Origin of the sequence: Citrobacter sp. Cpo126 (assembly GCF_030332445.1) — a bacterium.
Taxonomy (GTDB): domain Bacteria; phylum Pseudomonadota; class Gammaproteobacteria; order Enterobacterales; family Enterobacteriaceae; genus Citrobacter; species Citrobacter portucalensis.
This window is the reverse complement of record NZ_JAOWHT010000032.1, coordinates 582,003-604,565: the sequence shown is the minus strand read 5'-3', so window position 1 is coordinate 604,565 and position 22,563 is coordinate 582,003. Positions and strand designations below refer to the sequence as shown.

Annotated in this window: 22 protein-coding genes; 10 read left to right on the top strand and 12 right to left on the bottom strand. The window is 50.9% G+C overall.

Annotated features, from left to right (window positions below; genetic code table 11):
* Positions 1-64 precede the first annotated feature (64 nt).
* A complete protein-coding gene (locus OGY17_RS12095) occupies positions 65-751 on the top strand; it encodes a CPBP family intramembrane glutamic endopeptidase (RefSeq protein WP_071446478.1) in 687 nt (228 codons plus the stop codon).
* Between the two features lie 33 nt (positions 752-784).
* On the opposite strand, the gene ynfM is transcribed toward OGY17_RS12095, so the two are convergent.
* Positions 785-2,038, bottom strand: a complete 1,254-nt coding sequence (gene ynfM / locus OGY17_RS12090; protein ID WP_003832886.1) for a multidrug efflux MFS transporter YnfM/SxtP(Kp) — start codon at positions 2,036-2,038, stop codon at positions 785-787.
* 107 nt (positions 2,039-2,145) lie between these two features.
* On the opposite strand from ynfM, the gene ynfL reads away from it, so the two are divergent.
* From ynfL to bioD, 3 genes are all read left to right on the top strand, one after another.
* Positions 2,146-3,045, top strand: a complete 900-nt coding sequence (gene ynfL / locus OGY17_RS12085; RefSeq protein WP_032943386.1) for a multidrug efflux transcriptional activator YnfL/SxtR(Kp) — start codon at positions 2,146-2,148, stop codon at positions 3,043-3,045.
* Between the two features lie 128 nt (positions 3,046-3,173).
* Positions 3,174-4,394, top strand: coding sequence for a sugar metabolism global transcriptional regulator Mlc (mlc, locus tag OGY17_RS12080; RefSeq protein WP_003832888.1), 1,221 nt, complete (start codon positions 3,174-3,176; stop codon positions 4,392-4,394).
* 125 nt (positions 4,395-4,519) lie between these two features.
* Positions 4,520-5,215 carry a dethiobiotin synthase gene (bioD, locus tag OGY17_RS12075; RefSeq protein WP_020996409.1) on the top strand — a complete coding sequence of 232 codons (696 nt, stop codon included), beginning with the start codon at positions 4,520-4,522 and terminating at the stop codon, positions 5,213-5,215.
* Here bioD and clcB read toward each other — a convergent pair.
* The 6 genes from clcB to OGY17_RS12045 form a co-directional block, all read right to left on the bottom strand.
* Complete coding sequence (gene clcB / locus OGY17_RS12070) at positions 5,171-6,460, bottom strand: voltage-gated ClC-type chloride channel ClcB (RefSeq protein WP_032944412.1); 1,290 nt, start codon at positions 6,458-6,460, stop codon at positions 5,171-5,173. The two genes, bioD and clcB, sit on opposite strands and share 45 nt — an antisense overlap.
* Before the next feature lie 119 nt (positions 6,461-6,579).
* Positions 6,580-7,194 (bottom strand): Tat proofreading chaperone DmsD, encoded by a 615-nt coding sequence (gene dmsD, locus OGY17_RS12065; protein WP_008784725.1) that lies wholly within the window; start codon positions 7,192-7,194, stop codon positions 6,580-6,582.
* 42 nt (positions 7,195-7,236) lie between these two features.
* Complete coding sequence (locus OGY17_RS12060; RefSeq protein ID WP_008784726.1) at positions 7,237-8,091, bottom strand: dimethyl sulfoxide reductase anchor subunit family protein; 855 nt, start codon at positions 8,089-8,091, stop codon at positions 7,237-7,239.
* Between the two features lies 1 nt (position 8,092).
* Positions 8,093-8,710 carry a dimethylsulfoxide reductase iron-sulfur subunit DmsB gene (gene dmsB / locus OGY17_RS12055; protein WP_008784727.1) on the bottom strand — a complete coding sequence of 206 codons (618 nt, stop codon included), beginning with the start codon at positions 8,708-8,710 and terminating at the stop codon, positions 8,093-8,095.
* 10 nt (positions 8,711-8,720) lie between these two features.
* The gene (gene ynfE / locus OGY17_RS12050; RefSeq protein WP_071446475.1) at positions 8,721-11,159 is read right to left on the bottom strand and encodes a selenate/tellurate reductase subunit YnfE; all 2,439 of its coding nucleotides are present in this window, start codon (positions 11,157-11,159) and stop codon (positions 8,721-8,723) included.
* A 148-nt stretch (positions 11,160-11,307) separates the two neighbouring features.
* Entirely contained in the window at positions 11,308-11,616 is a 309-nt protein-coding gene (locus tag OGY17_RS12045) for a DUF1161 domain-containing protein (protein ID WP_008784729.1), read from the bottom strand.
* A 102-nt stretch (positions 11,617-11,718) separates the two neighbouring features.
* On the opposite strand from OGY17_RS12045, the gene OGY17_RS12040 reads away from it, so the two are divergent.
* A complete protein-coding gene (locus OGY17_RS12040) occupies positions 11,719-12,429 on the top strand; it encodes a YnfC family lipoprotein (RefSeq protein WP_081003631.1) in 711 nt (236 codons plus the stop codon).
* Between the two features lie 6 nt (positions 12,430-12,435).
* On the opposite strand, the gene speG is transcribed toward OGY17_RS12040, so the two are convergent.
* Both speG and OGY17_RS12030 read right to left on the bottom strand, forming a co-directional pair.
* Positions 12,436-12,996: a spermidine N1-acetyltransferase gene (gene speG, locus OGY17_RS12035; RefSeq protein ID WP_008784731.1), complete on the bottom strand. Its 561-nt coding sequence runs from the start codon at positions 12,994-12,996 to the stop codon at positions 12,436-12,438.
* Positions 12,997-13,031: 35 nt separating this feature from the next.
* Positions 13,032-13,373, bottom strand: coding sequence for a DUF1283 family protein (locus OGY17_RS12030; RefSeq protein WP_003032382.1), 342 nt, complete (start codon positions 13,371-13,373; stop codon positions 13,032-13,034).
* 153 nt (positions 13,374-13,526) lie between these two features.
* Between OGY17_RS12030 and OGY17_RS12025 the strand changes: the two genes are divergently transcribed.
* The 4 genes from OGY17_RS12025 to OGY17_RS12010 all read left to right on the top strand — a co-directional run bounded on the left by OGY17_RS12025 (position 13,527) and on the right by OGY17_RS12010 (position 18,198).
* Positions 13,527-13,853, top strand: a complete 327-nt coding sequence (locus OGY17_RS12025) for a YnfA family protein (protein ID WP_008784733.1) — start codon at positions 13,527-13,529, stop codon at positions 13,851-13,853.
* A gap of 107 nt (positions 13,854-13,960) precedes the next feature.
* Positions 13,961-15,175 carry a starvation-sensing protein RspA gene (gene rspA / locus OGY17_RS12020; RefSeq protein WP_043016367.1) on the top strand — a complete coding sequence of 405 codons (1,215 nt, stop codon included), beginning with the start codon at positions 13,961-13,963 and terminating at the stop codon, positions 15,173-15,175.
* A gap of 60 nt (positions 15,176-15,235) precedes the next feature.
* Positions 15,236-16,570 carry an MFS transporter gene (locus OGY17_RS12015; RefSeq protein ID WP_051642672.1) on the top strand — a complete coding sequence of 445 codons (1,335 nt, stop codon included), beginning with the start codon at positions 15,236-15,238 and terminating at the stop codon, positions 16,568-16,570.
* Positions 16,571-16,731: 161 nt separating this feature from the next.
* Positions 16,732-18,198, top strand: a complete 1,467-nt coding sequence (locus OGY17_RS12010; RefSeq protein WP_286607322.1) for a mannitol dehydrogenase family protein — start codon at positions 16,732-16,734, stop codon at positions 18,196-18,198.
* Between the two features lie 74 nt (positions 18,199-18,272).
* On the opposite strand, the gene ydfZ is transcribed toward OGY17_RS12010, so the two are convergent.
* From ydfZ to ydfG, 3 genes are all read right to left on the bottom strand, one after another.
* Positions 18,273-18,476 (bottom strand): putative selenium delivery protein YdfZ, encoded by a 204-nt coding sequence (gene ydfZ / locus OGY17_RS12005; RefSeq protein WP_003032393.1) that lies wholly within the window; start codon positions 18,474-18,476, stop codon positions 18,273-18,275.
* A 191-nt stretch (positions 18,477-18,667) separates the two neighbouring features.
* Positions 18,668-19,354, bottom strand: coding sequence for a GntR family transcriptional regulator (locus OGY17_RS12000; protein WP_003032396.1), 687 nt, complete (start codon positions 19,352-19,354; stop codon positions 18,668-18,670).
* Between the two features lie 86 nt (positions 19,355-19,440).
* Entirely contained in the window at positions 19,441-20,187 is a 747-nt protein-coding gene (gene ydfG, locus OGY17_RS11995; RefSeq protein WP_020996406.1) for a bifunctional NADP-dependent 3-hydroxy acid dehydrogenase/3-hydroxypropionate dehydrogenase YdfG, read from the bottom strand.
* Between the two features lie 137 nt (positions 20,188-20,324).
* Here ydfG and dcp point away from each other — a divergent pair, with 137 nt between their 5' ends.
* Complete coding sequence (dcp, locus tag OGY17_RS11990; protein WP_286607320.1) at positions 20,325-22,370, top strand: peptidyl-dipeptidase Dcp; 2,046 nt, start codon at positions 20,325-20,327, stop codon at positions 22,368-22,370.
* The last annotated feature ends 193 nt before the right edge of the window (positions 22,371-22,563 follow it).

The following is a 22,563-nucleotide window of genomic DNA, read 5'->3' as shown; positions in this document are numbered from 1 at the left end:
ATGAGAATTTTTATCATGCATAGGTAATTCATCAACTTATCTTCGATGAGCGCAAGGAGATCGTATGTCACAGGATGCCGACAACCTGTATATCGCCAGGACTAAAGCAGTTGCTGGCTGCTTTTCAATGTTTTTACTGATGTTTGGCCTCACGTTTACCCCGTTGTTTTTCCCCGCGAGTCAGGACCTGCTTGCTAAAGGATTACTTTTTCCGCTGCTGTTTGCGTTGGAATTTGTTGTGCTGGTTCCGCTGTATTATTTCTTCTTTAGAAAAAGAGAGGGACTGGGCAAAGGCATTTTCAACGCCAGGTGGTTTGCCATTTTGTTCGCGGGGCTGCTGTTTATTCAGCTTATCCTGCCATTGATTTTGGGGCTCAGACAAACCGAAGCGTGGGTGACCAGCCAAATATCCTTAAGTAGTTATGCGTTGTGGTTATCTACGTTGACCCTGATATTTATCGCGCCAGTTTATGAAGAAATTGTTTTCAGAGGCTGTTTATTCAACGCGTTCCAGTACTGGTTCAATAATAAAACCTGGCTGTCGTCAGTGGTGGTATCGGTCATTTTTGCCATCATGCATACGCAGTATGTGGATCTACGCACGTTGCTGATGTTGTTTCTTGTGTCGCAGGTGTTGATCCTGGCCAGACTGAAAAGCAACGGTCTGTTGATGCCAATTTTGCTGCATATAGTGATGAACGGGACAGTTGTTGCTCTGCAGATGGCGGCTCAGACGTTACAGCCAGGGTGATGAAGGTGATGCCCGGAACCCGGGCATCGCGGATTATACGTGCAGACGATGGTGCAAACGCGCACCGACCAGCAACGCCAACACCAGCATCAGGGCGATAAATCCGCCCACGCCGTTCCAGCCATAGCTGTGCCAGAACACACCGCCCAGCGTACCGGCAATACTGGATCCCAGATAATAGCTGAACAGATACAGGGAAGAAGCCTGGCCTTTAGCGCGTTTTGCTCGTGGTCCAATCCAACTGCTTGCTACGGAGTGCGCGGCAAAGAACCCGGCTGAAAAGAGCAGCATCCCGGCGAAGATCAGCCATAGCGATGTGAACAGGGTCATCAAAAGTCCAACCAGCATCACGCCTGTTGAAAAGAGCATTACCGGGCCACGACCATAACGAGTGGTCATAGAACCCGCCTTTGGCGAACTCCATGTCCCGGTCAGATACGCCACAGATAACAAACCTACAACCGCCTGGCTGAGCTCCCACGGGGAGAGCATCAGGCGGTAGCCGATATAATTAAACAGCGTGACAAACGATCCCATCAGTAAAAAACCTTCCGCAAACAGCAGCGGCAAACCTTTGTCGCGCCAGTGCAAACGGAAGTTGATAAACAACGTTTTCGGGCGCAGCGATGTGGGTCTGAAATGACGGGATTCCGGTAAGATTTTCCAGAACATCAGCGCAGAGGCAAGGGCAAAACAGCCGATCGCCGCCAGCGCGATACGCCAGTTAAAAAAGTCGGTAAACACGCCGCTGATCAAGCGACCACTCATTCCGCCAATTGAGTTACCGCTGATATACAGGCCCATTGAGAAGGCGACGAAACTGGGATGAATTTCTTCACTCAGATAGGTCATCCCTACCGCCGCGACGCCGCTCAGTGAAAGTCCTATCAGAGCACGCATGATTAAAATACCGTGCCAGCTGGTCATCATTGTTGAAAGCAGCGTACAACAAGAGGCGAGCAGCAGCGCGGTAACCATCACCGGCTTGCGGCCAATAGCATCTGAAAGTGGGCCGGTAAACAGTAACCCTATCGCCAGCATCGCCGTCGAGATGGAAAGCGAGATACTGCTGCTTGCGGGAGAAACCCCAAACTCGTGCGAGAGCACTGGCAGTATGGGTTGAACGCAATAGAGGAGGGCAAAAGTCGCCAGTCCGGCGGAAAACAGCGCCAGCGTGACGCGCATAAATGGGGATGTTCCGCGTTTGATAAATCCATCCGGCGGGGTAACTATCTGTTCATCAACATCGCTTGTTGGCGCGGTATCGACAGTTGTTGTACGGCTCACTTGAAATCCTTGCTCATTCAATTACGTCTACAGGACCAGCCTTAAGAGTATGAAAATCACAATATTCTGTCTAATATATTAATAATCTCAAATAATATGTTAAAAATATGAATATCGAACTGCGTCATTTACGTTACTTTGTGGCCGTTGCCGAAGAGTTGCATTTTGGTCGGGCGGCGGCGCGGTTAAACATTTCGCAACCGCCGCTAAGTCAGCAGATCCAGATCCTTGAACAGCAGGTTGGCGCCCGGTTACTTGCCCGAACTAACCGTAGCGTGGCGCTGACCTCTGCCGGAAAGCAGTTTCTGGCGGACAGTCGACAGATCCTCGGGCTGGTTAATGAAGCCGCCGCCAGGGCTGAGCGTTTGCATCTGGGAGAAGCAGGGGAATTACGTATCGGCTTTACGTCGTCCGCGCCGTTTATCAAAGCGGTTTCAGATACGTTATCGCTGTTTCGCCAAAGCTACCCGGCAGTGCATATGCAAACCCGTGAAATGAACACGCGTGAGCAAATTGCCCCGCTCAATGAAGGAACGCTGGATTTGGGACTTCTGCGTAATACGCAGCTTCCGGAAACGCTGGAGCGTGAAATCATTCTGCATGAACCACTGATGGCAATGATCCCACGTGCGCATCCGTTGGCGCAAAAACCCGTGGTCACGTTGGCCGAACTGGCGAATGAGCCATTTGTCTTTTTTGACCCCCATGTGGGGACAGGGTTGTATGACGATATTCTGGGCCTGATGCGTCGCTATGGACTGAAACCGACGATTGCGCAGGAGGTTGGCGAGGCGATGACTATCATTGGGCTGGTGGCCGCAGGATTAGGGGTTTCTATACTTCCTGCTTCTTTTAAACGGGTGCAACTGTATGAAATGTGTTGGATCCCGATAGCGGAAGAAGATGCTGTCTCGGAAATGTGGTTAGTGTGGCCAAAGCATCATGAGCAAAGTCACGCCGCGCAACGCTTTCGCGAGCAGCTTCTGGCGGCCGTTCAGAGCGGTTAATTTAGTTTAAAAATGGGCGAAAATGTGCAGTAAATCACAAGGCTAAGTAAAAAGTTGACGGAAGCCATTGAAGTGCTTCACCATAGCCCGCAGATTATTTCGGAGCGCGAAAATAAAGGGAGTAAGTGGTGGTTGCTGATAGTCAGCCTGGGCATATCGATCAAATTAAGCAGACCAATGCGGGTGCGGTTTATCGCCTGATTGATCAGCTGGGTCCGGTATCGCGTATTGATCTCTCCCGCCTGGCACAATTGGCGCCTGCCAGCATTACCAAAATTGTCCGCGAAATGCTCGAAGCGCATCTGGTGCAAGAGCTGGAAATCAAGGAAGCGGGTAGCCGTGGTCGTCCGGCCGTTGGGCTGGTTGTCGAAACGGAGGCCTGGCACTACTTATCCATTCGTATCAGTCGTGGCGAGATTTTTCTGGCGCTACGCGATCTGAGCAGCAAGCTGGTGGTTGAAGATTGTCTTGAAATGGCGCTGGTCAGCGAAACACCGTTGCTGGATCGCGTGATAACCCAGGTCGATCAGTTTTTCATCCGCCACCAGCAAAAGCTGGAGCGCTTAACCTCCATCGCCATCACCTTACCCGGCATTATTGATACTGAAAACGGTATCGTTCATCGCATGCCATTTTACGAAGATGTCAAAGAGATGCCGTTGGGCGAAGCGCTTGAGAACCATACCGGCGTGCCGGTGTATATTCAGCACGATATCAGCGCCTGGACGATGGCCGAGGCGCTTTTTGGCGCATCGCGCGGTGCGCGCGACGTCATTCAGGTGGTGATCGATCATAACGTGGGTGCAGGGGTGATCACTGACGGCCATTTGCTGCATGCAGGCAGCAGTAGCCTGGTGGAGATTGGTCATACGCAGGTCGATCCCTACGGTAAACGCTGCTATTGCGGCAACCATGGTTGTCTGGAAACAATCGCCAGCGTCGATAGCGTGCTCGAATTGGCGCAGGTGCGCCTGAAGCAGTCAATGAGTTCTTCTCTACATGGGCAACCGTTAACGGTAGACGCGCTGTGTCTGGCGGCCATGCAGGGTGATTTATTGGCGAAAGATATCATTAGCGGCGTTGGGACCCACGTCGGTCGAATTCTTGCCATCATGGTGAATTTGTTCAACCCGCAAAAGATATTGATTGGCTCTCCGCTCAGTAAAGCGGCAGATATCTTGTTCCCAACCATCGCTGACAGCATTCGTCAGCAGGCGCTTCCGGCTTACAGTCAGCATATAGTCGTTGAAAGTACCCAGTTTACCAATCAGGGGACGATGGCGGGGGCGGCACTCGTGAAGGACGCGATGTATAACGGTTCTTTGTTGATTCGTCTATTACAGGGTTAACATTTTTTAACTGTTGTACGAAAAATTGCGCTATCTCAAGCTGATCCTGGTCGTCATACCTTAGACTTTCTCCACTGTTTTATTTTCCTGACTTATATTTTCAAAGCATAACGGTGGAGTTAGTGATGCTGAAGCGTTTCTTTATTACAGGTACAGACACTTCTGTTGGGAAGACCGTGGTTTCCCGCGCATTACTACAAGCGTTAGCGTCAGGGGGTAAAAGCGTAGCAGGTTACAAACCAGTAGCCAAAGGCAGCAAAGAGACGCCCGAAGGTCTGCGCAACAAAGATGCACTGGTGCTGCAAAGTGTGTCATCTATCGAGCTGCCCTATGAGGCAATTAACCCAATTGCGTTAAGCGAAGATGAAAGTAGCGTGGCGCATAGTGGTCCGGTCAATTACACCCTGTTATCCAACGGTCTCGCAAGCCTTAGCGAAAAAGTCGATCACGTCGTCGTGGAAGGCACCGGAGGCTGGCGGAGCTTGATGAACGATCTGCGTCCGTTATCGGAGTGGGTGGTGCAGGAACAACTGCCGGTGCTGATGGTAGTGGGTATCCAGGAAGGCTGTATTAATCATGCGATCCTCACCGCGCAGGCGATAGCCAGCGACGGACTGCCGTTGATTGGCTGGGTTGCGAATCGCATTAACCCGGGGCTGGCGCATTATGCGGAAATCATTGATGTGCTGGGTAAAAAATTACCTGCACCGCTGATCGGTGAACTGCCTTATCTGCCACGTGCAGAGCAGCGTGAGTTGTCGCAGTACATCCGCCTGTCAATGCTCGGCAGCGTGCTGTCGGTAGATAGAGTCGTGGCGTAACGTACGCGACAGTACCGACGCCAGGACACAGGCAATCAGTAATCCGGGGAGCAGGCGATACTCCCCGGTCATTTCACAAACCATCAACGTCGACATTATTGGTGCATGCGTGGTAGCCGCCAGCAGCGTGGCCATCCCCGTTAATCCCAGCAAAATGGCAATTTCATCCGAGCCCGGAAGCCATAATCCCCATACCTGACCCAGCAACATGCCCACCGACAAGCCGACAAACAGCGTTGGCGTAAACACGCCACCCGGAGCACCGGATCCACTGCTGGCAAGCACCGCCAGTAATTTGCAGATAAAAATCCCGCTAACCACGGCCAGCAGCGGTGGTGAAAGTAAATATGACTGCACCACGCTGTAGCCATTACCCCAGACCGTAGGCGTGAGCAATGAAAGCAGGCCAACGATCAACCCGCCAAGCGCCAGTTGCCACGGTGGCGAGAGTTTTAAGCGCAAAAATACATTATGGCTGGCGGTCATCAACCACATGAAGAGCGGTCCGCAGATGCCAGCAGCCAGACCGGTGCTGACAATCATAACGTATTCCAGAGCATGTAATTCCCGCGACAGGTGCACGGTATACAGCAGCGCATTGCTGCCGCTAAGCAGATTGGTGGTGAGTAATGCGACTACGGCGGACACCACTACCGGCCCCAGTGAGGCGAGGATCAGCGTGCCAAACAATACTTCGGCAATAAATAAACTGCCCGCTAGCGGGGCATGATAGGCTCCAGCCATACCTGCAGCGGCGCCGCAGGCAATCCATAACTTCCATTCTGTACGCGGGGTAAAGCGTTGAGCAAAGCAGGAGGCCGCCAGCGCCGCCAGTAAAATCATGGCACCTTCACGTCCGATGGCGCTCCCGCTGGCAACGACCAGTAACGATGCCAGCGATTTCACCAGGCTTGCACTGACGTCAAATTGTCCGTCGGTTTGCAGGGCTTCCATATAATCAGTGGGAGCCTGCGGACGTAAACGGTTAAATTTTTGCCAGCCCCACAGTAGTAATCCAGCCGCCAGACCGCCGAGTGCAGGTGTCAGCATACGCCTTAAGGGCGAAAGGTTTGTCGCTGCGTTGACCAGACTTCCCGTGTTGTTGCTCAGAAACAACCATTCGAGAAGCAGCATGGCATGACGAAATCCTGCGACGGCCAGCGCAGCAAGGACGCCAATCAACGCGGCGATCAGCAGGCGGCGGAACATGGCACGCAGGTCAGGGTAAGCATGTAAATGATGCATGAGTGGCCAGACTGGAAAATTCAGACGCTCTATTTTGCGGCTATTAGGCAACAGAAGCAAAAGCTCAGCGTGCGCAACAGGATGCACCACAGGCAGGACAATTCCTGCCTGTGACGAAATTAACGGAACAAAGGCTTATCGGCTACCGGGATCAGTAACTGTGATTGCCACTGTGCCAGCGTCAGGCGCGCCAGCTCACCAAGCGCCTGGTAGAACGGGTGATCGGCTTTTTCGATAAACACATTAAGAAAGCGTGATGACCATGGGAACAGATGCCAGGCCAGCAGTTGCTCGCACTCGGTGTGGCGTTCGTTCTCGGCAAGCCAGGCCGTCAGCAACAGCAGCGAACCAAAGTGATCTTCTGGCTCATTTTGCTGCATGGCAAACTGGATGCCGTTGTCCCGCATCCACTGGCGTAATGCCAGCGTGGAGTCGCCAAACAACACGTTTTCACGATCCAGCCAGACGGATCCCCATGGCGGAGAAGGGAGCGCATAGGGGCCAACAAACAGACGTTGCCAGGCCTGCGGGAGAGACTCATCGGCCTCAGCCTGAAACTGAGCGACTAACGGCGAAAGCGTTGTCTTTTCAAGCGGCCACTGCGCCTGCCAGCCATCGGTTCTTAACGCACTGACCAATGCCGAAGCTTCCGCACTGTCTGGGGCATAGTAAAACAGCGCGCCAAGCACGCGCGCTGCGGTAGAAAAGTTGTCACGTTGTGAAAAATGGGTCATGCAAACAATCCTGAACAGTGCGGGTTGCCCCGCACCCGAAAGTTAACCTGCGACAGCCATTCCGACTGTCATATGTAAACCGTAAAACAAACCGCGGCCAATGATTTCACCGACAAGCACCAGAATTAACCCGAGCGCCAACCCGCCAACTGACGGTCCTTTGCGACGGATCAACGGACATATCCAGCAACCCAGACCCGCGGCCAGCAGCAGGACTCGCCAGACCTGTAAACTGCCGTAGTCGGGAACCAGTGCGCTGGCGGATTGTACCGAACTGTGGATCTCGCCGAGTGACAGTCCCTGCAGCACAATAACGGCCACCGTAACCAGCAGAGCCAATACGCTGATACCGGCGAATCTGGCGGTGTTAAAAGAAACACCTGCAGCACGCAGCAGCAGAGCGGCAAATAGCGGTCCACTGAGCAGCATCGTCATGAAAAACGCCAGTGTAGTATAACCGTTATACCAGGTTGGGACGGTGTCTATCTGGTAGACGTTGGTCATCGCAAAGACAAATACCAGGCCCAGCAACATGCTCAACAGCATCCAGATTTTACCTAACGCTGCGGGCATTTTACCGAGAAACGCCACCAGCCACCACAGGCCACCGACGGCGAAAAACAGCGAACCGCTGGCGATTTCGTTACTTAGCGCCGATGCGCCAATTCTGTTCAGCGAGTTAAACGCGCGCAGCGGCGAACCTAAATGCATGATCGAGGCGAGAAAGGCGATGCCCATTACCAGCCAGAGAAAAAACATACTGCGAAGGATACGTTGTTTTACCAGCTCGTCTTTAGCGGTCAGCCAGCCGTAACCACTGACGATCAGCGCCCCGGCTACGCACTGGCCCAGCACCGTAAACAGTACCAGCGGCCATTCATGCCATCCATTTCCCATTTTACACCTCCTTTGGATTAGCCAGAAAACCCGTGGTATCCCCGGTCGGGCGGCAATTGGCGTTTGGTTTGATCACAATATTTGGTTTGGTGAAGTGCGCACCCGGCAGCGGGGCGACGGCAGCCAGTTCACCATGTTTTTTGCGCAGTTCGTCGATGGGGCCAAAATCCAGCGCACGCAGCGGACAGGACTCGACGCAGATGGGCTTTTTGCCGTCTGCAACACGATCATGGCAGCCATCACACTTGGTCATATGTCCTTTTGCAGCATTGTACTGTGGCGCACCGTACGGGCAGGCCATATGACAATAGCGACAGCCAATGCACACGTCTTCATCGACCACCACAAAACCATCCTCACGCTTATGCATCGCACCACTTGGACAAACCTTGGTGCAGGCCGGATCCTCGCAGTGGTTACAGGAGATTGAAAGATAGTAGGCAAAAACGTTCTGGTGCCAGACGCCGTTGTCTTCCTGCCAGTCACCACCTGCGTATTCGTAAATCCGCCGGAAACTGACGTCAGGGGTGAGGTCTTTGTAGTCTTTGCAGGCCAGCTCGCAGGTTTTGCACCCGGTGCAACGACTGGAATCAATAAAAAATCCATACTGAGTTGTCATGGGTTAGTCCTTAAACCTTCTCGATCTCGACCAGATTAGTGTGCTGTGGGTTGCCTTTTGCCAGCGGTGAAGGGCGCTGTGTTGTCAGCGTATTGACGCAGGCGCCATGGTCAATTTTGTCGCCGGCCATATCCGCATCGTGCCATGCACCCTGGCCCATTGCGCTGACGCCAGGCAGGATCCGTGGCGTCACTTTGGCCGGAATACGTACTTCCCCGCGGTCGTTAAAGACCCGCACCATATCGCCATTTGCAATACCACGCTTTTGGGCATCGACGGGATTGATCCACACTTCCTGACGACAGGACGCCTGCAGAACATCGATATTGCCGTAGCTGGAGTGCGTACGGGATTTGTAATGGAAGCCAAACAACTGCAGCGGAAATGCGCTGCGTTTGGGATCGTCCCACCCTTCAAACGTGGAGGCGTAGACGGGAAGCGGGCTAATTACTTCATCCTTCTGCAACTCCCATGTGTTGGCAATTTTCGCCAGCCGGCTGGAGTAAATTTCAATCTTTCCAGACGGTGTTTTGAGCGGATTGGCCTGCGGATCGTCGCGGAATTTTTTATAAGCGACAAAATGCCCGTTAGGATCTTTGCGTTTATAGATCCCCATTTTTTTCAGCTCGTCATAAGAAGGGAGCGCGGGGTCCTTGGCCAGCATTTTTGCATACAGATACTGGAGCCATTGTTCCTGAGTACGGCCTTCCGTAAACCGTTGATAGATATCATTGCCAAGGCGTTTGGCGACTTCGCTCATTATCCAGTAGATCGGTTTGCGCTCGAACTTCGGTGACGTCGCGGGTTGAATAAAAATGAGGTATCCCATGTTGCCCGCATAGTCGTTAGGAATGATGTCTTCCTGTTCGACGGTCATTAGGTCCGGCAGCAGGATATCGGCGTATTTCGCCGAAGATGTCATGAAATTTTCGATGACCACTATCATTTCGCATTTCGTATCATCCTGAAGGATCTCATGTGTTTTATTGATATCTGAGTGCTGATTAGTAATGGTGTTACCCGCGTAGTTCCAGATAAATTTAATCGGTACATCGAGCTTATCTTTACCGCGCACGCCATCGCGGGTTGCGGTCATTTCCGGACCCCGGGCGATGGCGTCGGTCCAGCTAAAGCAGGATATTTGGGTTTTGATGGGATTATCCGGCAGCGGCATGCGTTCAATCGTGATGGTGTAGGTTGATTCTCGTGCACCGCTATTGCCGCCGTTGATGCCAACGTTGCCAGTCAGGATTGGCAGCATTGCGATCGCGCGCGAAGTCAGTTCGCCGTTAGCCTGACGTTGTGGACCCCAACCCTGACAAATATACGCCGGTTTTGTACTACCGATTTCTCGTGCCAGTTTAATGATGCGCTCGGCCGGGATCCCTGTGACATGCGAGGCCCATTGGGGCGTTTTAGCGACACCGTCATCGCCATTGCCAAGTATATAGGCCTTGTAATGTCCGTTAGCGGGGGCGTCAGCGGGTAGGGTTTTCTCGTCATAACCGACGCAATATGTGTCAAGGAATGCCTGGTCGACGAGATCTTCGTTAATCAGGACCCAGGCGATTCCCGCCACCAGTGCGGCATCGGTTCCCGGACGGATAGGGATCCACTCATCTTCACGACCCGCAGCGGTATCGGTATAACGCGGGTCGATGACGATCATGCGGGCGTTAGAACGCTCCCGGGCCTGCTCAAGGAAGTATGTTATGCCACCGCCGCTCATACGCGTTTCGGCAGGGTTATTGCCGAACATCACCACCAGCTTCGTGTTTTCAATGTCGGAGGTACTGTTGCCGTCATTTGAGCCGTAGGTGTAAGGCATTGCCGCCGCGATTTGTGCGGTACTGTATGTGCCGTAATGGCTCAGGAATCCGCCATAGCAGTTCATCAATCGAGCGACCAGCGAGGCATAAGGGGAGGAGCGAGTAATATTGCCGCCGACAATGCCAGAGGTGTAGTTGATATACACGGCCTCATTACCGTATTTCTGTACGGTATTTTTTAAACTGGTGCTGATGGTATCCAGCGCTTCCTGCCAGGTTATGCGTTCGAATTTACCCTCACCGCGTTTGCCCACGCGCTTCATAGGATAATTGAGGCGATCCGGATGATTGATCCGTCGACGGATTGAGCGTCCACGTAAACAGGCACGCACCTGGTGCTGACCATAAATATCGTCTCCGGTCGTATCAGACTCTACCCATACGACCTCGTCATCTTTGACGTGGAGTTGCAGGGCACAACGACTGCCGCAGTTCACGGAACAAGCGCCCCAAACCACTTTCTCTTCAGCCGGTTGTATCGCCTGTTGTACCGCAGCAGCAGCGGTGCGCATCCCAAAAGGTAACGATAACCCGCCAGCGGCAAGCGCCAACGAACCTATAGCCGAGGATTTCACTAACATCCTGCGGCTAATGCCTCCATATTGCTCAGTATCAGACATAACTCACTCCATTATAGTTATCGCTATATATTAATCTCTACAGAGAAATTAATAGCATGCTAATAATGGAGTGAGTTTACCCATTTATGAGTATGGCATCTTAATGCATATCAAACTGGAGTAACCCTCCGCGTACGGAGGGTATGATTTATTGCGGTTCGGCGACGTGCCCGTCCTGTGCAGGCGAGCTGTTGGCAGGGGCGTTTCCACTGTTAGTCCGGGTGTAGAGAATTTTGTGCGTATCGTTTGCACAATGTCCTACCACCAGCGAATCAGGTTGATCGGCCTGATCGTTGGGGACAATGTTCAGCGTAAAACTGGACTCTGCGACGCCATTATTGATGATGCGCTGCTCGATATCGCTTTTCACGCGTTCACATGACGCAGGTGCGGCCAGAACCTGTGGGGATGCAACTGCCAGTAAGATCGCGGCAATTCCTGTTACGTATTTCATCATCAGCTCCTTTATGATCGACATAGACTAAGATTAGCATTTCTGGTGTAAATAACTGTATTTGCTAATATGATTGAGAATTATCTTCTTATCCCGGTGAAAAATGTGAAGAAACAGACCCTGTTAGGTTTCCTGTGTGTCGTGCTGGTCGGGTGTGATAACGCCAAAGGGCTGGTTTCCTTTACGCCGGAAATGGCCAGTTTTTCCAATGAGTTTGATTTCGATCCGCTGCGCGGGCCGGTGAAAGATTTCAGTCAGACGCTGCTCAACGACAAAGGTGAGGTCACTAAGCGCGTTGCTGGTACCCTGTCACAGGAAGGGTGTTTCGATACACTTGAACTGCACGATATCGAAAACAATACCGGTATGGCGCTGGTCCTGGATGCTAACTACTATCGGGATGCCGAAACGCTGGAAAAACGGATCCGTTTACAGGGCAAATGCCAACTGGCGGAACTGCCTGCTGCCGGTGTGGTGTGGGATACCGACGATAACGGCTTTGTCGTTTCCGCCACGGGGAAAGAGATGAAGGTGCAGTATCGATATGATGCCGAAGGCTACCCGCTGGGCAAAACAACCGTCAGTAAGGACAGCACTTTGCAGGTTGATGCTAAACCGTCGGTTGACCCATTGAAGAAGTTAGATTACACCGCGGTGAGCATGCTCAACAATCATCCGTTAGGCAATGTCAAACAAACGTGCAAATACGATGAATACGCAAATCCGATCAACTGCCAGCTTGTTATCGTTGATGAGAGCGTGAAGCCGGCAGTTGAACATCATTACTCGATTGAAAACACGATCGACTACTACTAGTCGTGTTTACTGAGCGGTAGGCGGCAGCAGATTAGGGCCTGCCGTTTTGTGCTCTGCCAGATACTGCTGCTGGAAGATACACATACGAATCGTGTTGCGGTATTGGCCGTTGATAAAGAACTCATGGATCAGCTCGCCTTCCACCATAAAACCGAGTTTACGGTAAATGTGGATAGCCTTTTCGTTCTCTTTATCGACGATCAGATACAGCTTATAGAGGTTGAGCACGGTAAAGCCATAGTCCATTGCCAGCTTTGCTGCCCGTGAGGCCAGACCCTTCCCCTGATATTCCGGCGAAATAATAATCTGGAATTCGGCCCGGCGGTGTACATGGTTAATTTCAACCAATTCCACCAGCCCGGCTTTTTCACCGTCGCACTCCACCACGAAGCGACGTTCGCTTTGGTCGTGGATGTGTTTGTCATACAGGTCTGACAGCTCAACAAACGCTTCGTAAGGCTCTTCGAACCAGTAGCGCATTACGCTGGCATTATTATCAAGCTGATGGACGAATCGTAAATCTTCACGCTCCAGCGGGCGCAACTTAACACTGAGGGCGCTAGTCATATCGTATCCTTTCAATATCCTTCAAAGTGCAATGATTATGGGGCAACGGTGCGGCCAGTACGGCGGTCGAGGCAGCGCAGGGTGTTAGGTTCCCAGTATGCATTAATATTAGCGCTCTGCTCGCACTTATCACGGCTATCAAAGGCCGTATCGGCTTTGTCCCACTCTTTCTCTGCACGTTTATTGACTTTCTGGCGAAGCTGACGCGTATCGTTCCATTGTTCCTTTTCCATTGCGGCTTGTTGACGACTTTGCGCACTGTCTCCGGATTCAATGACCAGTTTACTGGTTTCAGCAAATGCCGAAGAGGTGTACACAGCCGCAGCCAGCGTCAGCATAGCCGTCAGGCACAGGCGTTTGGTCAGTGTAATTTTCATGGTGAATTCCTTTTATGGGAAAGGGTAAAAACGATAAAACAGGGTTAAATTCTACACTATTCCAGTTTGCGGGCATACCCACCCGGTGGATATGGATACGCTAACGAGATTCTGTCGTATCATGGTTAAACCGAAGGTAACTGAATAACATCAATGCTTAAGACCACATTTCTTTTTTTCATCACCGCGTTATGCGAAATCATTGGCTGCTTTTTACCCTGGCTTTGGCTTAAGCGAGGAGCTACAGCCTGGTTGCTGATACCCGCCGGGGTGTCACTGGCTTTATTCGTCTGGTTGCTGACACTGCATCCGGCAGCCAGCGGGCGTGTATACGCAGCCTATGGCGGTGTTTACGTGGTGACCGCGCTGCTATGGCTACGTATTGTCGATGGTGTAAAACTCAGTTTATATGACTGGTCTGGCGCGCTGGTGGCGTTGTGCGGCATGCTGATTATTGTGGCTGGATGGGGGCGCGCATAGCGCCTTTTTTGTGATCAAACAGCGTTTTTTTGATCTTTATACTTGTATGGTAGTAGCTCAGTTGAGTAAATTTCCTGCATCACAAGAACAGATGTAGGGAATAAGAAATGAAGATTGTTGGGGCTGAAGTGTTTGTCACCTGTCCTGGGCGTAATTTTGTAACGTTGAAAATTACGACAGAAGATGGGATCACCGGGCTGGGAGATGCCACGTTAAATGGACGCGAGCTGTCCGTGGCGTCCTATCTGAAAGATCACGTGTGTCCGCAGCTTATTGGTCGCGATGCGCATCGTATTGAGGACATCTGGCAGTTTTTCTACAAAGGCGCGTACTGGCGTCGTGGTCCGGTCACCATGTCGGCGATTTCTGCGGTGGATATGGCTCTCTGGGATATCAAAGCGAAAGCGGCGAATATGCCGTTGTACCAGTTGCTCGGCGGTGCTTCTCGTGAAGGGGTTATGGTCTACTGCCACACCACAGGCCATACCGTTGATGACGTACTCGAAGATTATGCGCGTCATAAAGAAATGGGCTTTAAAGCGATTCGCGTACAGTGCGGCGTGCCGGGGATGAAAACCACTTACGGTATGTCTAAAGGCAAAGGACAGGCCTACGAACCCGCCACCAAAGGGCAATGGCCGGAAGAGCAGTTGTGGTCAACGGAGAAATACCTGGATTTCACACCAAAATTGTTTGCCGCCGTGCGTGACAAGTTTGGTTTTAACGAACATCTGCTACATGACATGCACCATCGCCTGACGCCCATTGAAGCCGCCCGTTTCGGCAAAAGCATTGAACAGTACCGTTTGTTCTGGATGGAAGATCCAACACCAGCTGAAAACCAGGAGTGCTTCCGCCTGATCCGCCAGCATACAGTCACGCCGATTGCGGTAGGGGAAGTGTTCAACAGCATCTGGGACTGTAAACAGCTTATTGAAGAACAACTGATCGACTATATCCGCACCACCATCACCCATGCGGGTGGTATCACCGGTATGCGCCGGATTGCTGATTTCGCGTCGCTGTATCAGGTTCGTACCGGTTCACATGGACCTTCCGATCTGTCGCCTGTGTGCATGGCCGCAGCGCTGCATTTTGATCTGTGGGTGCCGAACTTCGGCGTACAGGAATATATGGGCTATTCCGAGCAAATGCTGGAAGTGTTCCCACATAACTGGACCTTTGATAACGGCTATATGCACCCAGGAGACAAACCTGGTCTTGGGATCGAGTTTGACGAAAAACTGGCAGCGAAATATCCGTATGACCCTGCATATCTGCCCGTTGCTCGCCTGGAAGATGGCACGCTGTGGAACTGGTAAATATAAATTTTACGTACGAAAGATGTTGATTAACCCAATACCCTACAGAAGGTTAAACTTATGGTTAGTTCAGTCGATATTAAAAATAACGTAGATAATAAGCCTATTATTCGTCGAGTGGCTTCAGCATCCGCAATTGGTACTGCTGCTGAGTATTATGATTTTTTTGCATACGGGACAGCAGCTGTACTCTTTTTTGGTCATCTATTTTTCCCGAGTGACGATCCGTTAATAAGTACTCTCGCTGCTTTTGCAACCTATGCTGTTGGTTTCCTCGCAAGACCATTAGGAGGAATCGTCTTTGGGCATATTGGCGATAAGGTTGGGCGTAAAAAAGCACTGGTTATTACTATATTAATTGTTGGTTTGGGGACGTTCTGTATAGGGTTATTACCTACATATGAGAAAATAGGTGTCTGGGCTCCAGCTTTACTTATTTTTATTCGTGTATTACAGGGATTTGGTGTTGGAGGTGAGCAAGCCGGTGCAGTACTGATGACGGCTGAATATTCTGAACCCAAACATCGTGGATTTTTTTCCAGTTGGGTTCAAATCGGTGCGCCGGTTGGTTTCCTCCTGCCGTTAGCGCTCTTTGCGCTGTTAAATGCCACACTTTCTCCAGAGGCAATGATGGATTACGGGTGGCGTATACCGTTTCTGTTGAGTCTGTTACTGGTTATTGTTGGACTGTTTATCCGCTTAAAAATTGATGAATCACCTGTCTTTGCTCAGATTAGGGAGACAAAAGCAGAAGAATCACGTCCATTAGTTGAAGTTATCCGCGATTTTCCTGGCATTGTTGTCAAGGGGGTCTGCGCGAAACTGATTGAAGCTTGCACATTTGCAATGTTCACAGTGATTGTTTTGGCTTACGGTAAGGCAAACAATCTTGATGCTAATATTTTGATGGAGACAATGATCGTTGCGGTCATAATAGAAATAATTGCAATACCGTTGATGGGGTCGCTATGCGATAAAATTGGACGTAAACCAGTCTATATTATCGGTGCGCTGCTGCAGGTCGTTATGATTATTCCTTTCTTTCTTGCGATTAATCAGGATAGTTTTTGGCTTACACAAATAGTAATGATCCTGGTACTGAGTGTTGGGCATAGTATGTGTTATGCACCTCAGGCTTCTTATTTTCCGGAGCTTTTCCCAACTCATATTCGCTGTAGCGGAATAGCTTTAATTTGGCAACTGGGGTCGCTAATAGGCAGTGGCATTCTTGGACTGGTAGCAGTAAAAATTCTGCAAGTAACAGGTGGACATTACTATGGACTTGCAACCTATGTGATTGTACTTGGAGTTATCTCAATTATTGGTTTGTTGATGATGCCGGAAACCGCTCCGCAAAGACTTAAGCGTGAATACCAGCAGTGGCAGAAACATTAATATCCTTTGGCGGCAGTATGCCGCCAAATTCACTGACTTTGGTATATAACTCAACAAATGATGTCATACCAATCATAAAAAGCTTAATGCAAATCAAAACATACAACCATACAGGCGTTACTCTGGAACAGTCCTGATTTCATTTATAAGTAGGCCATACCATGCAAAACAAGCTCTTAGCGGCAAAGGCTGCACTTCCTGACTACGATCGTACAAAACTGGTTCCGCGTATTGTTCATCTGGGGTTTGGCGCGTTTCACCGCGCACATCAGGGTGTTTACGCTGACATTCTGGCCGCCGATCACGGCAGTGACTGGGGCTACTACGAGGTGAACCTGATTGGCGGCGAGCAGCAGATTTTCGATCTGAAACAGCAAGATAATCTGTATACCGTTGCAGAGATGTCTGCTGATGCCTGGACTGCGAGAGTCGTGGGCGTGGTGAAAAATGCATTGCATGCGCAGGTTGATGGTCTGGAAAGCGTACTGTCAGCGATGTGTGAACCGCAGGTCGCGATCGTTTCACTGACCATCACCGAGAAAGGATACTGCCATTCACCGGCGACCGGCCAACTGATGTTAGACAACCCGATGATTGCAGCCGATCTGCAAAACCCTAAACAACCAAAAACTGCGCCGGGCGTGGTGGTTGAAGCCCTGGCGCGTCGCAAAGCTGCCGGTTTAGCCGCCTTTACCGTGATGTCCTGCGATAACATGCCAGAAAACGGTCATGTGATGCGCAATGTTGTCATTGCATATGCCCGAGCGGTAGATATGGAACTGGCCGCGTGGATCGAACAACATGTGACATTCCCATCAACAATGGTTGACCGCATTGTCCCTGCAGTTACGCAGGAGACGCTGGACAAAATTGAACATATCACCGGTGTACGCGACCCGGCAGGCGTGGCATGCGAACCGTTCCGCCAGTGGGTAATTGAAGATAACTTTGTTGCCGGCCGTCCTGAATGGGAAAAGGCCGGGGCGGAACTGGTAGCCGATGTCATTCCGTTTGAAGAGATGAAACTGCGTATGCTCAACGGCAGCCACTCTTTCCTTGCGTATCTTGGGTATCTGGCGGGATATCAACATATTAACGATTGCATGGGCGATGAAAACTATCGTCTTGCTGCACGTGCGCTGATGTTGCAGGAACAAGCACCTACGCTGAAAGTAAAAGGTGTTGACCTACAGCGCTACGCCGATCTGTTAATTGAACGCTACAGCAATCCGGCGCTGCGTCATCGTACCTGGCAGATCGCCATGGACGGTAGCCAAAAACTGCCGCAGCGTATGCTTGATTCCATTCGTTGGCACATTGTGCACGGTAGTGACTTTGCGCTGCTGGCACTGGGTGTCGCTGGTTGGATGCGTTACGTAGGTGGTGTGGATGAACAGGGCCAGGCGATTGAAATTAGCGATCCACTGTTGCCGGTGATCCAGAATGCGGTGCGTAGCAGCAACGAAGGCGAAGAGCGCGTTCAGGCGCTACTGGCAATCGATGCTATTTTTGGCCGTGAACTGCCACAGGTTGAACTGTTCAACCGTCAGGTCACACAAGCGTATCTTACTTTACTGGCTGAAGGGGCGAAGGCGACGGTTGCGAAGTATGCAGCAAAACTGAAGTAACGAAGATTATGCTTTATGCCGCCATCTGGCTTGCAACGGCCAGATGGCGCTGTGTTTTCTGGCATTCACACCAATTAGTTCATGCCTAAACGAATCAGCTCGAGGGGGGCGTATTTGCCTTCACATCCTTCGATTTCCACTGTTTTCCCGCGGCGAATCTGCTCAGCGGTCAGGCCATCGGTATCTATTGCTGTAATGCGGCCTGTGAGTCCGGTGTCGCTGATCATGACGCGGCTGCCAGTGGTGATTGCGTTACGGTTACGATCGTATGTTTTCATGGTGTTTTCTCCTTTCCAACTTACCGTCAAAGCCCGTGGGCTTTTAGTCCCACGTAACGGGCGCAATATAAATACGCTTCTCGTTAATGATTTTTTTTGTTTTCGATCAAAATCACAGCTTTTTTTATGCAGTTATGCAGGAGAGGGGAAAATGCAGGAGAAACTCACCCCGGAGTGAGGTGAGCGTAGTATTAATCTTCGCTGAACCAGTCGCTATTTTCCTGACGAATAAGCTGAACGGACTCACCAATTTCCTGAAGATGGAGCATCATTGCGCGCTCGACCGCATCGCCGTCATGCTTCTCAAGGGCGGCAAAGATATCGTGATGCTGGCGTAGCAGCATTTCAGGCGGGGAAATATGATCCAGGCTCATATAACGAACGCGGTCAATTGTAGCCTTTATATTCTCAACGGTATCCCAGGCGAGTTGGCACTCGGCGATTAAAGCCAGTTTCTGATGAAACTCATCATCAAGCTGGAAGAAATCATTAATCTGTTTTCGGTCAATTGCGATGCGCTGCTGATGCAAATTCTGTTCAAGCTGATAGCACTGTTGATCGTTGATCAGCGATGCGGCGCGGCGTACCACGGCACATTCAATTGCCTGGCGAACAAAACAGCCGTTTTGCACCTGCGACAGCGAAATTTTATTCACGTAGCTGCCACGCTGCGGGCGGATCTGAATCAGACCGTTCTCGGCCAGTTTGATGAATGCTTCTCGTACCGGCTGGCGTGACACATTAAAACGTACGGAAACCTCTTTCTCCGACAGCGGTGTACCGGGTGCAATCAGACAATGCACGATATCACGGCGAAGAATACGGTAAATCTGTTGATTTACTGGCTGTGTAGGGTTGAGCTGCGTTTCTACGGTCATTCATTCTTACTTTTTAGAGAGTTAACCCGGATATTTTATCACTTCTTTCAGGCTATCTATACCCGGCGCAAGGCCGGGCAGAGAAATTAGCTCCGGTGGATACTCAGCCCGGCAAAAGACTGTGTGACAGGCATCATTTCAAGGGTGTTGATATTGACATGAGCCGGTAAAGAAGCCACCCACCATACCGCTTCTGTAACATCTTGCGGAGTCAGCGCCGTGGTATTTTCGTAGGCTTTTTCAGCTTTGGCGTCATCACCTTTAAAACGGACATTAGAGAACTCCGTACCGCCAACCAGACCCGGCTCGATGTCGGTAACGCGAATTGCAGTGCCGTGTAAATCAGTACGTAAATTCAGGCTAAACTGGCGAACAAACGCTTTGGTCGCACCGTAGACGTTACCGCCAGCGTATGGCCAACTGCCCGCGGTAGAACCGATATTGATAATATGACCGCGGTTGCGTTCAACCATGCCAGGCAGAACGGCACGGGTCATATAAACCAGCCCCTTGTTGTTGGTGTCGATCATATTCTCCCAGTCTTCAATGCTGGCCTTGTGAGCAGGCTCAAGGCCCAGCGCCAGACCCGCGTTGTTGACCAGAACATCAATATTGCGCCATTCAGCAGGAAGGGCGTCCATCATCTCTTCAATTGATGCACGATTACGTACGTCCAGTTGCGCGGTATAGAGGCGGTCACCCAATTCCTCTTTCAGTTCCTGCAGGCGCTCCTGGCGGCGTCCGGTGGCAATAACTTTATGCCCATTCTCAATAAAACGACGCGTAATGCACTCACCAAAACCTGCGGTTGCTCCGGTTACTAAAACGATCATCTCACTGTTCCTCAACGCTTTTTATGTCGTACTACCATAGCACGTCATTTCCGTTCAGAGCTATTCCTGCGTAACGCGATTGCGGTTGATTCCTGGGAAGTCTACTCTGGTAAACAAATCGTTTTCAGGAGTGAAAGATGTCGTTAACGAATCCTTTTTTACGTCACAGCACGTTGCCGTACCAGGCACCGCAGTTTGATCAGATAGAGGTGCAGCACTATCGCCCAGCGTTCGATGAAGGCGTGCGGCAAAAACGTGCAGAGATCGAGGCGATTGTGCAAAACCCGCAGGCCCCTGATTTTGCCAATACGTTGCTGGCGCTTGAACAAAGCGGCGCTTTGCTGACACGCGTAACCAGCGTTTTCTTCGCGATGACGGCGGCGCACACAAACGATGAACTACAGCGCCTTGACGAAGAGTTTTCCGCAGAACTGGCGAGCCTTGCCAATGATATTTATCTCAATGGCGCGCTTTTTTCGCGCGTTGAAGCGGTCTGGCAACAGCGAGGTTCGCTGGGGCTGGATAGCGAATCATTACGCTTGCTGGAAGTCATCCACCAGCGTTTTGTATTAGCCGGCGCGCGTTTAAATGAGGTCGATAAAGCGAACCTTAAAGCGCTCAATACAGAGTCCGCCACGTTGACCAGCCAGTTTAATCAACGTCTGCTGGCGGCGAACAAGTCCGGTGCTCTGGTGGTGGATGATGCACGTTACCTGGACGGACTCAGCGCAGAGGAAATTGCTGTTGCCGCCGAAGCTGCAAAGGAGAAAGGGCTTGAAGCGCGTTGGGTTATCCCGCTATTGAACACGACTCAGCAACCGGCGCTTGCGGCGTTACGCGATCGCCAGACCCGTGAGAATCTGTTCAACCGCGCATGGACGAGAGCAGAAAACAATGACGCTAACGATACTCGGGCGATTATTCAGCGACTGGTCGAGATCCGGATGCAGCAGGCGAAACTACTCGGTTTTGCCAATTACGCTGCATGGAAAATTGCCGATCAGATGGCAAAAACACCGGAAGCGGCACTCAATTTCATGCGGGCGATTGTTCCCGCTGCGCGAGCCAGGGCATGGGATGAACAGGCCGAAATCCAGAATGTTATCAATCACGAACAGGGGCAATTTAACGTCGAGGCCTGGGACTGGGCATTTTATGCCGAGCAGGTTCGTCGTGAGAAATATGCTCTTGATGAGGCGCAGCTCAAACCTTACTTTGCCCTTGATACGGTGCTGAACGAGGGCGTTTTCTGGACAGCTAATCAACTCTTTGGCATAAAATTTATAGAACGGTTCGACATTCCTGTTTATCACCCGGATGTTCGGGTATGGGAAATATTCGATCACGATGGCGTAGGGCTGGCGTTATTTTACGGCGATTTCTTTGCCCGGGAATCGAAAAGCGGTGGTGCCTGGATGGGCAATTTTGTTGAGCAATCGCAACTCAATGAAACCCGGCCGGTTATTTACAACGTGTGTAATTATCAAAAACCGGCAAAAGGTCAGCCTGCATTGTTATTGTGGGATGATGTTATTACGTTATTTCATGAGTTTGGGCACACGTTGCATGGCCTGTTCGCCACTCAGCGTTATGCCACGCTTTCAGGGACCAACACTCCGCGTGATTTTGTTGAGTTTCCTTCGCAGATCAACGAACACTGGGCGAGTCATCCGCAGGTCTTTGCTCGTTTTGCTCGTCATGTTGATACCGGGGAGCAAATGCCGCAGGCGTTGCGGAATAAGATGCAGCGGGCCAGCCTGTTTAACAAAGGTTACGACATGACCGAACTGCTCAGTGCCGCATTGTTGGATATGCGTTGGCACAGTCTGGAAAAGAGCGCGTTATCTCTTTCGGTCGAACAATTTGAACAGCAGGCGCTGGCGGCTGAAGGTTTGGATCTCAAGGCTGTGCCGCCTCGTTATCGCAGCAGCTATTTTGCCCATATCTTCGGCGGCGGTTATGCCGCAGGTTATTACGCCTATTTGTGGACGCAAATGCTGGCCGATGACGGCTATCAGTGGTTTGTAGAGCAGGGCGGATTAACTCGTGAAAACGGGCAAAAGTTCCGTGAAGCGATTTTGTCCCGCGGTAACGGTACTGATTTAACTGAACTTTATCGCCAATGGAGCGGGCGAGATCCAAAAATGGAGCCAATGCTGGAACATCGTGGTTTGAGCGTCTAAGAGATTATTAGCCAGAATATTGAGCCGGGCGTGATGCCCGGTTTTTTATTATTTTTAAAGATGGCAATTTTTAGGGTTTTATATGAAAGTTGACAATAATGGTTATCAACAAATGATGATGAAATATATTCAGGAATGCTGGTTTAATAATGATGATGCCTTTGGATGTTTGATAAGATTAGCGTTCATGTAC

Excerpts from the sequence above, each read along its gene's own strand:
- ydfZ (WP_003032393.1), bottom strand. The coding sequence starts at position 18,476 with ATGAAAACATACGATCGTAACCGTAACGCAATCACCACTGGCAGCCGC.
- dcp (WP_286607320.1), top strand. The coding sequence starts at position 20,325 with ATGTCGTTAACGAATCCTTTTTTACGTCACAGCACGTTGCCGTACCAG.
- OGY17_RS12095 (WP_071446478.1), top strand. The coding sequence starts at position 65 with ATGTCACAGGATGCCGACAACCTGTATATCGCCAGGACTAAAGCAGTT.
- dmsD (WP_008784725.1), bottom strand. The coding sequence starts at position 7,194 with ATGACCCATTTTTCACAACGTGACAACTTTTCTACCGCAGCGCGCGTG.
- OGY17_RS12015 (WP_051642672.1), top strand. The coding sequence starts at position 15,236 with ATGGTTAGTTCAGTCGATATTAAAAATAACGTAGATAATAAGCCTATT.
- rspA (WP_043016367.1), top strand. The coding sequence starts at position 13,961 with ATGAAGATTGTTGGGGCTGAAGTGTTTGTCACCTGTCCTGGGCGTAAT.
- ynfL (WP_032943386.1), top strand. The coding sequence starts at position 2,146 with ATGAATATCGAACTGCGTCATTTACGTTACTTTGTGGCCGTTGCCGAA.
- OGY17_RS12010 (WP_286607322.1), top strand. The coding sequence starts at position 16,732 with ATGCAAAACAAGCTCTTAGCGGCAAAGGCTGCACTTCCTGACTACGAT.
- ydfG (WP_020996406.1), bottom strand. The coding sequence starts at position 20,187 with ATGATCGTTTTAGTAACCGGAGCAACCGCAGGTTTTGGTGAGTGCATT.
- bioD (WP_020996409.1), top strand. The coding sequence starts at position 4,520 with ATGCTGAAGCGTTTCTTTATTACAGGTACAGACACTTCTGTTGGGAAG.
- ynfE (WP_071446475.1), bottom strand. The coding sequence starts at position 11,159 with ATGTCTGATACTGAGCAATATGGAGGCATTAGCCGCAGGATGTTAGTG.
- OGY17_RS12045 (WP_008784729.1), bottom strand. The coding sequence starts at position 11,616 with ATGATGAAATACGTAACAGGAATTGCCGCGATCTTACTGGCAGTTGCA.
- OGY17_RS12000 (WP_003032396.1), bottom strand. The coding sequence starts at position 19,354 with ATGACCGTAGAAACGCAGCTCAACCCTACACAGCCAGTAAATCAACAG.
- speG (WP_008784731.1), bottom strand. The coding sequence starts at position 12,996 with ATGACTAGCGCCCTCAGTGTTAAGTTGCGCCCGCTGGAGCGTGAAGAT.
- dmsB (WP_008784727.1), bottom strand. The coding sequence starts at position 8,710 with ATGACAACTCAGTATGGATTTTTTATTGATTCCAGTCGTTGCACCGGG.
- OGY17_RS12025 (WP_008784733.1), top strand. The coding sequence starts at position 13,527 with ATGCTTAAGACCACATTTCTTTTTTTCATCACCGCGTTATGCGAAATC.
- clcB (WP_032944412.1), bottom strand. The coding sequence starts at position 6,460 with ATGCATCATTTACATGCTTACCCTGACCTGCGTGCCATGTTCCGCCGC.
- OGY17_RS12030 (WP_003032382.1), bottom strand. The coding sequence starts at position 13,373 with ATGAAAATTACACTGACCAAACGCCTGTGCCTGACGGCTATGCTGACG.
- OGY17_RS12060 (WP_008784726.1), bottom strand. The coding sequence starts at position 8,091 with ATGGGAAATGGATGGCATGAATGGCCGCTGGTACTGTTTACGGTGCTG.